Genomic DNA, 12339 nt, shown 5'->3' on the forward strand with positions numbered 1-12339 from the left:
CCGCCGGCTGGTGGTCTGGATCGCGAAAGGGAGGCAAGTCGAATGACTGGCAAACGCAGATGGATACCGACGCTCGCATTGATCGCGGCCTCGGTGCTGGGCATAAGCGCGGGGGCCGCCAATGCGGCGGACAAACCCAACATCCTGGTGATATTCGGTGACGATATCGGCCAGACCAACATCAGTGCCTATTCGATGGGCGTGGTCGGCTACAAGACCCCGAACATCGACCGGATCGCCAAGGAGGGCATGCTGTTCACCGATTACTACGCTGAGAACAGCTGCACCGCCGGCCGCTCCAGCTTCATCACCGGGCAGACGCCATTGCGTACCGGCCTTTCCAAGGTCGGCGCACCGGGGGCGCCCGTGGGCCTGCAGGACCGCGACATCACCATTGCCCAGGCGCTCAAGTCGCTGGGTTACAGCACTGGCCAGTTTGGCAAGAACCACCTGGGCGACAAAGACGAATACCTGCCGACCAAGCACGGCTTCGACGAGTTTTTCGGCAACCTCTATCACCTCAACGCCGAAGAAGAACCCGAGCGCCCGTACTGGCCCAAGGATCCCAACGACCCTTACGTGAAGAACTTCAGCCCGCGCGGGGTGATTCACGCCTTTGCCGACGGCAAGATCGAAGACACCGGCGCGCTGACCACCAAGCGCATGGAAACCATCGACGATGAAACCACCGCCGGTGCCCAGGCGTTCATCAAGAAACAGGTCGAGGCCGACAAGCCGTTCTTCGTCTGGATGAACACCACGCGCATGCACGTCTACACCCATGTGCGGGACTCGATGAAAGGGCAAAGCGGCATGCCTGGCAACGAGTACGCCGACGGCATGCTCGAACACGACGGTGACGTCGGCAAGCTGTTGCAGACCCTCGATGAGCTGAAGGTCGCCGACAACACCATCGTCGTCTACACCACCGACAACGGCCCCAACCAGTTCTCCTGGCCAGACGCCGCGACCACGCCATTTCGCAGTGAAAAAGACTCCAACTGGGAAGGCGCCTTCCGCGTCCCGGCGATCATCCGCTGGCCCGGCAAGATCAAGGAAGGCACGGTGTCCAACGAGATGTTCTCGGGCCTGGACTGGTTCCCGACGCTGCTGGCCGCCGCCGGTGCGCCGGATGTGAAAGACAAACTGCTCAAGGGTTGGGCACCGAGCACGGGTGGCAAGAACTTCAAGGTGCACCTGGACGGCTTCAACCAGCTGCCGTACCTGACCGGGCAACAGCCTAAAGGGGCGCGCGACGAGTTCTTCTACTTCAACGATGACGGCGACCTGGTGGCCATGCGCTGGGGCGACTGGAAGGCGGTATTCTGCGAACAGCGCCGGCCGGGTGGTTTCGAAGTCTGGCAGGACCCGTTCGTGTGCCTGCGGGTGCCGAAGATCTTCAACCTGCGCATGGACCCGTATGAGCGCGCCGACGTGGTCTCTGACCAGTACAACGACTGGCTGGCGAAGAACGTCTACCTGACCGGCATCGCAACCATGAAGGCGACGATGTTCCTTGAAACCTTCGTCGACTACCCGCCAAGCCAGCACCCGGCGAGCTTCAGCATCGACCAGGTGCGCAAGCAGGTTGACGCCAAGATCGAAGAGAAAATGAAGCAGAACAAGCAATAACCCTGCTCGCCCGCCAGCGGCTTCGGGCCGCTGGCGGGCGCGCTGTTTGCAGCCAGAACATTTCGGCCTGCTGACTGGCATTTGCGCTGCTAGGCTCAAGCACTGCCAGTGCGCTATACCGCACTCTCTGCCGATCACTACAAGGCCTTCGCCCGATGCCGGTTGCCAGCACCTCCCGACGCCGCAAAGCCATTTCCGTATCCGCCGCCCAGACCCTGCCTCGCGTGTCCCTGGCAGCCCTGTTGCTGCTGGCTTCCGGCGCCGCAGCGCTGATCTACCAGGTGCTGTGGATCAAGCAGCTGTCGTTGGTGGTCGGTGTCGAGGTGTATGCCATTACCGCAGGCATCAGTGCGTTTTTCGCAGGCCTGGCCCTCGGTGGTTTGTGGCTGGGGCGGCGCGCTGATGGCCTGGCGCGGCCACTGGCTTTTTACGCCGTGCTCGAAGTGGCGGTGGCCGTACTCGGCATCGCGGCCACGTTCGGCCTGAGTTGGGCCGCCGGGCCTTTCGCGCGCCTGGAAAACAGCATCGGCCTGCTCGCCTGGAGCCTGCCCTTCGCCCTGGTCGGCATCCCGGCCCTATTGATGGGCGGCACCCTGCCGGTGCTGGTACGCGCCGTCACCGCTGATGTCGAGGCCGTTGGCCGCGCGGGTGGCCAGCTGTATGCCGCCAATACGGCGGGCGCCATCATCGGCACCCTGCTTGCCGCCTTCGTGTTGATCCCGGCCCTCGGCATCCGTGGCAGTGCCTGCGCCGCCGCCGTGCTCAACCTGCTGGCCGCAGCCGGCGCCTTGTGGCTGGCCCGTGGCAGCACACCCTGCGCCCCTGCAGCCTGCGTCAGGCAGCCACGCACGGGCTCAAGTTATCTGGCGTTGACGCTGTACGCCGTGGCCGGCGGCATCGCCCTGGGTTACGAAGTGGTCTGGTCGCAAGCCATTGTCCAGTTCATGAGCACCCGCACCTTTGCCTTTGCCGTGGTCCTGGCCACCTACCTGGGCGGGCTGGTGCTGGGCAGCGCGCTGTATGCCCGGCGTGCCGACCGCATCGGCGACCCGTGGGGCGCCTTCGCCGTGCTGATCGCTGCGGCCGGGCTGCTGGCACTGCTGGAAATCGCCGGCCTCGGGCGCTGGCTGATCGCCCTGCAAAGCCAGGCCGAAGCAACGGTGCTGGCCCTCGGTGGCAGCGCCCTGGCCGGCATGTGCGCACGCTTCGCCGTGGTCGCGGTGAGCATCGTGTTCTTGCCCACCACCCTGCTCGGCGCAGCCTTTCCGCTGGCCTTGCGCCTGGTCAGTGAGCAAGGCCATGTCGGCCGCGATGTCGGTTCGGTGGTGGCCTTCAACACCCTCGGCGGGATTGTCGGGGTCATGCTTTGCGGCTTTGTGCTGGTGCCGCAACTGGGCCTGGTGCGCCCCCTTGGCCTGCTCGCGGTGCTGGCGGCGCTGGTGGCCTTGCTGGTGGTACTGCGCGGTGAACGGGTCGCCAACACCAAGCGCCGCACGGTGTTCGTGCTGGGCATTGCCAGCCTGGCGATGGCCTGGCTGACCCCTGCCGAGCGCCTGGCGCAGCTGCTGCCCGGGGCGCGCAACAGCGAACTGGTGTTCTATCAAGAGGGCCGCGGCGGTACGGTGGCGGTGGTCGAGCAGCAAAAGCCCCAGGGCAGTTTTCGCCGTCTGTACATCCAGGGCGTGTCCAACACTGGCGATGCCATGCCGTCGCTGCGCTACATGCGCCTGCAAGCCTTGCTGCCGTTGCTGATCCACAACGGCGAACCACGTTCGGCGCTGGTCATCGGCCTGGGCACCGGCATTACCGCCGGCGCCCTGCTGCGCTATCCGGGCCTTGAGCAACGGGTGGTGGCCGAACTGCTGCCCGGCGTGGTCAGCGCTTCGGCGCTGTTTCAGGGCAACTACAACGCCGCCAGCGACCCGCGCCTGCAGGTGCGCCTGCGTGACGGGCGCCGCGAGTTGCTGGGCAATGCGCAACGCTACGACCTGATCACCCTCGAGCCACCGCCGCCGTCGGCGGCCGGCGTGGTCAATCTGTACTCGCGCGACTTCTACCGGCTGGCCGCCAGCCGCCTGAATACGCAAGGCCTGCTGGCCCAATGGCTGCCGTTGCCGACCCAGAACGACGAAGACAGCCGCGCCCTGGTGCGCAGTTTTCTCGATGTGTTCCCCTATGCCTCGCTGTGGACCACCGAGTTTCACGAGATGCTTCTGGTCGGCTCGCAGCAACCGGTGCAGCTTGACCTGGCGAGCATCAGCGAACGCCTGCGCCAACCCGAAGTACAGAGCAGCCTGGCCCAGGTCGGCATCGATTCCGCTGCCAGCCTGCTCGCTACCTGGGTCACCGACCGCGACGGCCTGGAGCGTTATGCCGGTGATGTCGCAGCGGTAACCGACGACCAGCCGCGCATCGAGTACGCGCCCTGGGTGCGCAGCGACGAGATCACCCGGGTACTGCCGGCGCTGATGGCATTGAGCAGCCCGGTACCGATCCAGGGCGCCGATAGCTTGTTCCGCCTGCAACTGGGCGAACAGCGCCAGCGTCTGCAGCGCTTTTACCAGGTCGGCCTCACGGCTTACCGCGGCCAGCGCGAAGCCTGGGCCCGGCAAGTGCGCGAGGTGGCCCGCGAAGATGGCCAGAACCCTTATTTTCGCTGGTTCCTCGGCTTGCCCTGAGGCGTGCGGACAGCACGCCCCTCTTTCATCGGATCACGGAAGTCTGCATGTCGAAAGATCGTCGCAAGCGTACCGATACCCCGCCGGCCACTGCGCCGGCGCGTCGACTGTTCTGGCCGCTGCTGGCAGCGTTGGCGCTGTTACTGACGGTGATTGCCTGGGTGCTGGTCGAGCAGAGCGCGCCGCTCACCGCCGCCAGCACCGCGCCAGCCCCGATCGTTGCGCCAGTGGCCCCGGCGAGCCTGGTTGACGAGGCCCAGTGCCAGGGCTGCCACCAGGCCCAGAGCAAGCAGTGGCAGGGCTCGCATCACCAGTTGGCGATGCAGGTCGCCAGTGCCGAGACGGTGCTAGGTGATTTCGCCGAACGCAGCTTCAAGGCCGAAAACGAGGTCACCCGCTTCTTTCGCAAGGGCGGGGATTTCTGGGTCAACACTCCCGGTGCAGACGGGCGTAACCAGGATTATCGCGTCGCTTATGCCTTCGGCATCGAGCCGCTGCAGCAGTACTTGATCGACACCGGCGAAGGCCACCTGCAAGCCCTTGGCGTGGCATGGGATACACAGAACAACCGCTGGTTCCACCTTTATCCGGGCCAGGGCGTGGACTTCAAGAACCCGCTGCACTGGAGCAAGCCGCAACAGAACGCCAACTTCATGTGCGTGGAGTGTCACACCACCGGCTTCAAGCGCAACTTCAACGCCGCCAGCGGCGCCTTCGACAGCCAGTGGAACAGCCTGGGGGTCGGCTGCCAGGCGTGCCACGGCCCGGCCTCCAACCATGTGCAATGGGCGGGGCAAAAGCCCGCCAAGCAAGCCAATGCCGGTTTCAGCCGCAGCCTGGCCCATAGCGACAAAATCAGCGAAGTGCAAACCTGCGCCCGCTGCCACGCCCGCCGTGCACCGCTGGGGGATGGCTTTCACAGCGACCGCACGCTGATGGACGACTACCTGCCCAGCCGCCTGACCCGCGAGCTGTATGCCCTGGACGGCAAGATCAAGGATGAGGTGTTCGAGTACGGCGCCTTCAGCCAGAGCAAGATGTTCGCCAAGGGCGTACGCTGCAGCAACTGCCACGACCCGCACAGCACCCAGCTCAAGGTAGCGGGCGATGGTGTCTGCCTGCAATGCCACAACCCTGCCGGCAAGAGCGCAGTGGCCGGCATCGATGGCAGCGGTTTGCAGGCCAAGGACTACCAGTCCATCGAACACCATCGGCACAGTCCCGGCCAGCCGGGTTCACAATGCGTGGATTGCCACATGCCGGGCAAATTCTACATGGTCAACGACTGGCGCCATGACCATGGTTTCAGCATTCCGGCACCGGCCCAGGCATTGCAACTGGGCACCCCCGACGCCTGCCTGGGCTGTCATAAATCCAGCCCCGGCCAGCGCATCGCCGAACAGTTCCGCCTGTGGTACGGCAAGGACGGCGGCAGCACTTACGCCATCAGCCTGGAGCGCTTGCGCAGCGGCAAACCCGGCGCCGCCCAGGCGCTGCTGGAGCAGTTGCAGGACCGGCAACTGCCGGCCATCCGCCGCGCCACCTTGCTCGCCGAACTGGCCAACTACCCCAGCGAGCAGAGCTTCAAGGCTGCCGCCCGCGAGCTGAAGAACCCCGCGGCGCAAGTGCGCCTGAGCGCCCTTGAAGCAGTGGCGGCGCTTATGCCTGCCGAGCAGCGCGCCGACCTACTGGCACCGCTGCTGCGAGACCCGACACGGGCGGTGCGCATCGCCGCCGCCCATGCCTTGCTGGCGGCCCGGGCTGCGGGCCTTGGCGTGCATGAAGCGGCCTTCGACAAGGCCATCGGCGAGTACGAGCAGGTGCAGTTGAGCCTGCTGGAGCGCGCCGAAGCCAATCTCAACCTGGCCCAGCTCTATCAGGCCAGTGGTCGTGGCGCCGAGGTCGAAGGTTACCTGCGCAGCGCGATCCGGCGCGATGCCGATTTCCTCCCGGCACAGGTAGCGCTGGCGCAATGGCTCGACAGCCAGGGCCGCAGCACAGAGGCACGGGCCGAGCTTGACCAGGCCCTGGCCCGGCATCCGCAAGCCGCCCTGCTGCACCAGGCCAGCGGCCTGGCGCTGATTCGTCAGGGCCAACGCGAGGCGGCGCTCAAGGCCTTTCGCCAAGCCGTCCAGCTGGAGCCCGAGAATGCTGGCTTCGGCTATGTGCTGGCGGTGGCCCTGCATGACCAGGGGCAGCCAGCCAAGGCCCGCGAGCAACTGTGGCGCAGCCTGCAACAGCACCCCTACAACCGAGACCTGCGCCTGGCGCTGATGCACTACCTGCAACAAGAACACAAACCCGCAGAAGCCGCGCAACTGCTCGATGCCCTGCGCCAGATCAACCCCCACGACCCGCTGCTGCAGGCCAGGCCCAATGGCTGATCAGGCCACCGGCTGCTGCGATGCCCGCCCTGTGGTCAACAGGCTCAAGGCCAGGTTATGGGCCAGCGCCGCCCCGGGGACGGCGTGCACCGGCACGCCATAAACTGCTGCCAATACCGGTGCCAGGCCGGTCAGTTCGGCAAGGTTGCCCGGCTGCCCGGTTGCCGTCAGGACCATGCCCCGGCACCACGACGCCAGCCACTGGCGCTGGCCCTTGAGCCACAGCACCAGACGCTTGCGCGCCTGCAAGTCGTCCTCGGCCGCTGGCGGCATGGGCGGATAGACCAGGACAAACTCACGGTTGCGCGTCAGCAGCGCTTCGACCTCGACAATCCAGCGCTCTACCTCGTCAAGATTGGCAGGCATGGACTTGACGTGAACCAGCGGAAACTCACCGGCATCGAACAGAACCCATTGGTTGAGCATCATCGTACACCTCGATTTAATACTGTACTGTACGATACACTTCTTTCAGCAAAGATCAACCCAAACGAGATTTGTTCTCGTTAAGTGACGGACAAGCAACCATGAGTACTGACTGCGAAAACCCCAGGAAGGCCAGCCCGCGCCTCACCGCTCGCGGGCTTCAGCGCCGCCACGCATTGATCGAGGCGGCCACCCGGACGTTTATCGAGCACGGTTTTGAAGGCGCCACCCTGGACATGATCATCGACCTGGCCGGCGGCTCACGCGGGACGCTGTACAGCAGCTTCGGCGGCAAGGAAGGTTTGTTTGCCGCAGTGATTGAACGAATGATCGAAGAGATCTTCGTTGCCCCAGACCCCGGCAGCGCCGCACACGACTCGCTTGAACGCGTACTCGAACACTACGGGCGCCGCTTTCTGCACGGCCTGCTGGCGCCCAGAAGCATCGGCCTGTATCGCTTGATCGTGGCCGAAGCGCCGCGTTTTCCGCAGATCGGCGAGCACTTCTACACCCTGGGCCCCGAGCGCAGCTACCAGTTGCTGGCCGAGCGCCTGGGGCAACTGCACGGTATCCAGGCCGACCGGCAAACCCTCAGCCTGGTTGCTTGCCAGTTTCTGGAGATGCTCAAGGCCGACCTGTTTCTCAAGGCGGTCAGCATGCCGGCCTATACCCCGGCCAGCGAGGACATCGAGCAACGTCTGCAACTGAGCGTGAAGATCATCGCCCACTACCTGCAAGCGACGCCTTGAGCATCCTCAGCTGGCCGGCAACACGCTCAGCGGATCGATCGGCTTGCCGTTCTGGCGGATTTCGAAGTACAGCTGCACGCGGTCGGTATCCAGGTCGCCGGCTTCGGCAATCTTCTGGCCCTTGCTGACGGTCTGGCCTTCCTTGACCAGCAACTTGCTGTTGTGGCCGTAGACGCTGGCATGGGCAGTGCCATGCTGGAGGATGATCAGGTTGCCATAGCCGCGGATGTTGGTCGCGAACGCGACCTTGCCACCCAGGCTGGCGTACACCGGCTGGCCCGGGGTGGCGGCGATGCGAATGCCCTTGTTGAGCTTGTCGGCGGAGGAATAGCGGCGGATCAGCGTGCCCTGCAGCGGCCACGCCCAGCCGCGCAGGGTGACCTTGGTGGCCGGCGCCACGGGCCGGGCCTTGCTGGCACTGCTGGTGGTGCGCGTGGTGCGTGTGGTGGTTTTCGAGCCACCGAAGCGGATGGTCTGGCCGACATTCACCGCATAGGGGGCACTGATGCCGTTGTAGCGCGCCAGTTCCTTGAAGTTCCAGCCATGGCGCGAGGCAATCGAGTACAGGGTATCGCCGCGCTTGACCTTATAGGTGCCGGCCACGACTTTGTTGGCGGAGCTACCGGGGCTTGGGGAATGCGAACTGCATGCAGACATCGCCAGCATTACGGCGATCAGAACAAACCTGAAAAACACACCACTTCCTTTTCCCGGAGACGCCGTTGACGAGGGCGCTACTATAAATCAGTCAGCAGCGTTACGCGGCAAACTCCGTGCAAGTTCGATAAAAGCCCGGGTCGCGGGCGAGATGATGCGCTCATCGACCACCGCCAGCCCCACCATCCGCTTGACCGGCGGATCGAGCGGGCGCTGCACATAAGCCAGGCTCGTGGGCAACGGCAAGGACGATTGCGCGACGATGCTCACACCGTCACCACGGGCAACCATCTCCAGGGTGCTGAGCAGTTGCGAGGTGCGGTAGCGAATCCGGGGTTGCAGCCTGGCGGCAAGAAACAGCCGCGAGACGATCTCGGCTGAACCGGCCTCGGTGAGCACGAACGGGTCCAGGCACAGTTGCTTGAGCGTCACTGAAGCGAGCTGCGCCAGCGCATGGTCGGCGGGCAGCAGCGCAACCATCTGGTCCTCCAGCAGCGGGTAGCTGTCGAACTGCTCTTCAGGCAGCACCACGAAACCGACATCGATGCGCCGCTCCTGCAGCCAGTGCAGCATCTGGCGGTCCGGACCTTCGTCGACATGCACCTCGATACCGGGGTACGCCTGGCGGTAGGCAGCGAGAATCGCCGGCAGCAAACGCACCGACGCTGTCGGCCCGAACGAGCCGATGCGCAGCGTACCCTGCTTCATGCCTCGGGCATCGTGGGCTTCCTGGCGCAGGGTTTCAGCCAGGCCGAGCATGGCCTGGGCCCGCGGCAGCAGGCGGCTGCCAATATCGCTCAGCTCGATCTGCCCCTGCTGGCGCTCGAACAGGGCCACGCCAAGCTCTTGCTCCAGGGCGCGGATGGCGTGAGACACCCCTGATTGGGAGATTTTCAGTTGCGCCGCGGCAAGGGTGAAGCCTTTGCGCGCAGCGACCACGGCGAAGATTTCCAGCTGGGTCAAAGTCATCGAAAGCCCATGAGCAATTGCTCATTTCCCTATGAGTCGGCATTCGGACAAGTATGGCGCATCACCTGTACGCCGTCAGCCGGGGCCCGCCATGCCGTCTCAGTTTTGCACCTACCTGAAACTTGCGCTGGTCGCGATGATCTGGGGCGGCACCTTCGTTGCCGGTCGCGCCGTGGCCAGCGCTGTCGATCCGCTGCTGCTCGGCAGCCTGCGCTTTGCCCTGGCCAGCCTGGTGCTGGCGATCATCCTGCGGGTGTCAAAAAAGGGTTTTGTCCGGGTGAGCAAGACCCAGGCCGTGCAAGTCGCCGGCCTGGGTTTTGCCGGCATCTATGCCTATACGCTGTTCTTCTTCCATGGCCTGCAATACACCGATGCCTCCCGGGCTTCGCTGATCGTGGCGAGCAACCCTGCGGTCATGGCGATCATGGCCTACCTGTGTTTCAGGCAGCGCCTGGGCCGCACACAGTTGCTCGGCGTCGCCCTGTGCCTGCTGGGCGCGGGCTGGGTGGTGCTGGCCCGGGCGCCCGCAGCGATTGGCCAGGGCAGCTGGCTCGGCGATGGCTTGATCTTCGGCTGCGTGCTGAGCTGGGTGATCTTCAGTGTCTGCTGCAGCGGCCTGGTGAAACAGCTCGGCGCGCTGCACACGGTGACCTATGCGGTGTTCGCCGGGGCAGCGATGCTCAGCGTCCACGCCCTGCTCAATGGCAGCCTGAGCATCAGCGCATTGCACGCACTGTCGGCGCCCGAGTTGCTCAGCCTGGGGTACCTGGGGGCACTGGGTTCGGCGCTGGCGTACGTGCTGTATTACGACGCCATCGCCAGGATCGGCGCCACCCGGGCCGGCAGTTTCATTGCCCTCAACCCGCTGACCGCCGTGGTCGCGGGCGCCCTTTTGCTGGGCGAGCAACTGAGCGGCGCCATGCTGGCCGGTGGCACGCTGCTGATCAGCGGCATACTGCTGGTCAACCGCGTGCCGGCACGGCTCAGTTGTCCTGCGGCCAGTGCAGGTTCACCGTGCCGGTCTGGCCGGGAACCAGGTTGACGGCGCCCAGTTGCTGCACGCCATTGCGCGAGGCGACCAGGTTGTAATGACCCGGCGGCAGCTTGACGTAGACCATCGGCCCGACCTGGCTCAGTTGCAGCAAGGTTTGCCCCTGCCCGCCCTGGATCGCCAGGTCGACATCCGGCACATACTTGTTCTCGGGGCCGGTCGAGAAGGTCAGATGCAAGTTATAGCCCTGGACTTGCTGAATGGCCCGCGACTCATCGATGCCGATTCCGCCGCTGACATAGCTCACGCCATTCTGCTCCTGGGGTTGCAACTTGACCCCGGACATGTCGATCGGCTCCTGGTACTGCGCAGCTTGAGCGTGCTGGGCCGGCCAGGCCACCAGCAACGCAGCCAGTGCCGTGGTGAACGCAAGTGTGCTGAAGGATTTCATTGCCATGACTCCTGCGCTACAGCGTCGATACCATTTTACCCCTCTCACTCCTGGCGTTTAGATCAATTCGGCGTGAGGCTTGCGGGCAATACAATGAGGGTTTCGCCGCGTGCTAGAGTCTGCGGCCCAATCCGAAGGTGGACCACGAATGGAACTCTCCCCCGCCGAACATCAGCTGTTGCAGGACCACCACCTGGCCCTGTTCGAAGGCTGCGTGATCTTCGATACTCAACCTGCAATCGACGCCGCCACCCTGGCGCGGATCGAAGCCCAACTGAGCGGCCCGCTACCCGCAGGGCTGTTGCAGCTGTGGCAGACCTGCCTGGGCGGTCGCGTCGGCTATGACCTGGAAGTGGTTTACGACGGCCACCGCCACCCGTTCTCCTTCAGCGAGCTGTTCTACCCGGATAGTGACGGCTACCGCGACCTCTGGGGCTGGATCGAGCACGAACAGGAGCAAGCCGAAGAAGCCGCCCGGGAACACGGCCGCCCCTGGAACGGCAAGCTCGACTACCTGCCGTTCGGCGGATTCGAATATCTGGAGCGCTTGTACGTGTGCGTCACCCCGGGCCCCAACCATGGCGCGGTGATCGCCTGGAGCCGCGGGCTGCCGCCAGCCTGGGCCGGCAGCCTGCACCAGGACAGCCTGGCACGCATCGCCGACGACATCGCCGGGCTGTTCCACCTGCTGGCCTATGAACAAGACCCGTTCGACCCGCAGGCCGAGTACAGCAGCGCCAGCGAACTGCTCGAAGCGCTGGATGAACTGGAAGCAGCCGGTGAGTCGGGCGTGACGCTCAAGGCGCGGCTTGAGACCTTGCTACGCGAACAAGTACTGGACTGGCGCCCGGCACTGGCTGACGGCAGCCTCGCCGGACAACCACGCCTGCGCCAACTGGCGCTGCTCGATGCGGCCAGCCATGGCGATATCGAGCGCCTGGCAGCCCTGCGCAGGGCCGGCTGCGACCTGAGCGAAACGTTGCGTGGACACGGCGCCAGCCTGGAATGCTGCCTGCAGCATGGACACCTGGAAGCTGCCAGCTGGTTGCTCGACCAGGGCATGCCGGTGCAAGCCGACACGCTGCTGGTAGGCGCTGCGCAGGTAACGCCGGCGCTGGCCAAGCGCTTGCTGGGCCTGGGGGCGATAAGTGAACCCAGTGCGGTGCTCAGCGCCATCGCCCAGGACCACCTGGACAGCGCCGAGATCATCGCCCGGCCACTGCTTGAAGCCTCGCCGGACAGTGCAAGTGCCTTGCAAAAGGCGTTGCTCGAACGCGCCGAGCAGCAGCGGCGCGATGCCAAGCGGATCAAGGCCGGCACGTTGTACAGCAACCTCAGTGCCGCCGACTATCTGGCCGAGGCCGAACGCATCGACGCGCTGCGCCAGCGCCTGTTCAACTGA

At 65.0% G+C, this 12339-nt stretch carries 10 protein-coding genes; 6 read left to right on the forward strand and 4 right to left on the reverse strand.

From position 1 onward, the window contains the following. The first annotated feature begins 42 nt into the window (after nucleotides 1-42). From BLR26_RS23775 to BLR26_RS23785, 3 genes are all read left to right on the forward strand, one after another. Nucleotides 43-1632 carry an arylsulfatase gene (locus BLR26_RS23775; protein WP_093386412.1) on the forward strand — a complete coding sequence of 530 codons (1590 nt, stop codon included), beginning with the start codon at nucleotides 43-45 and terminating at the stop codon, nucleotides 1630-1632. A gap of 155 nt (nucleotides 1633-1787) precedes the next feature. After that, nucleotides 1788-4310, forward strand: a complete 2523-nt coding sequence (locus tag BLR26_RS23780; RefSeq protein ID WP_093386416.1) for a fused MFS/spermidine synthase — start codon at nucleotides 1788-1790, stop codon at nucleotides 4308-4310. 47 nt (nucleotides 4311-4357) lie between these two features. Next, nucleotides 4358-6694 (forward strand): tetratricopeptide repeat protein, encoded by a 2337-nt coding sequence (locus BLR26_RS23785; protein ID WP_093386421.1) that lies wholly within the window; start codon nucleotides 4358-4360, stop codon nucleotides 6692-6694. On the opposite strand, the gene BLR26_RS23790 is transcribed toward BLR26_RS23785, so the two are convergent. Continuing rightward, on the reverse strand, nucleotides 6695-7120 hold the full coding sequence (locus tag BLR26_RS23790; protein WP_176794292.1) for a hypothetical protein: 426 nt from the start codon (nucleotides 7118-7120) through the stop codon (nucleotides 6695-6697). 101 nt (nucleotides 7121-7221) lie between these two features. On the opposite strand from BLR26_RS23790, the gene BLR26_RS23795 reads away from it, so the two are divergent. Then, nucleotides 7222-7869: a TetR/AcrR family transcriptional regulator gene (locus BLR26_RS23795; protein WP_093386431.1), complete on the forward strand. Its 648-nt coding sequence runs from the start codon at nucleotides 7222-7224 to the stop codon at nucleotides 7867-7869. Nucleotides 7870-7875: 6 nt separating this feature from the next. Here BLR26_RS23795 and BLR26_RS23800 read toward each other — a convergent pair whose 3' ends face one another. Together BLR26_RS23800 and BLR26_RS23805 are read right to left on the reverse strand one after the other, a co-directional pair. Then, nucleotides 7876-8565 carry a peptidoglycan DD-metalloendopeptidase family protein gene (locus BLR26_RS23800; RefSeq protein WP_093386435.1) on the reverse strand — a complete coding sequence of 230 codons (690 nt, stop codon included), beginning with the start codon at nucleotides 8563-8565 and terminating at the stop codon, nucleotides 7876-7878. Between the two features lie 48 nt (nucleotides 8566-8613). Further along, nucleotides 8614-9495: a LysR family transcriptional regulator gene (locus BLR26_RS23805; RefSeq protein ID WP_093386439.1), complete on the reverse strand. Its 882-nt coding sequence runs from the start codon at nucleotides 9493-9495 to the stop codon at nucleotides 8614-8616. A gap of 91 nt (nucleotides 9496-9586) precedes the next feature. Between BLR26_RS23805 and BLR26_RS23810 the strand changes: the two genes are divergently transcribed. Further along, the gene (locus BLR26_RS23810; RefSeq protein ID WP_093386444.1) at nucleotides 9587-10537 is read left to right on the forward strand and encodes a DMT family transporter; all 951 of its coding nucleotides are present in this window, start codon (nucleotides 9587-9589) and stop codon (nucleotides 10535-10537) included. Here BLR26_RS23810 and BLR26_RS23815 read toward each other — a convergent pair. After that, entirely contained in the window at nucleotides 10479-10937 is a 459-nt protein-coding gene (locus BLR26_RS23815) for a hypothetical protein (protein WP_093386449.1), read from the reverse strand. The two genes, BLR26_RS23810 and BLR26_RS23815, sit on opposite strands and share 59 nt — an antisense overlap. Before the next feature lie 148 nt (nucleotides 10938-11085). On the opposite strand from BLR26_RS23815, the gene BLR26_RS23820 reads away from it, so the two are divergent. Next, nucleotides 11086-12339: an ankyrin repeat domain-containing protein gene (locus BLR26_RS23820; RefSeq protein ID WP_093386455.1), complete on the forward strand. Its 1254-nt coding sequence runs from the start codon at nucleotides 11086-11088 to the stop codon at nucleotides 12337-12339.

The sequence above is a fragment of the Pseudomonas sp. UC 17F4 genome (assembly GCF_900101695.1).
Classification (GTDB): domain Bacteria; phylum Pseudomonadota; class Gammaproteobacteria; order Pseudomonadales; family Pseudomonadaceae; genus Aquipseudomonas.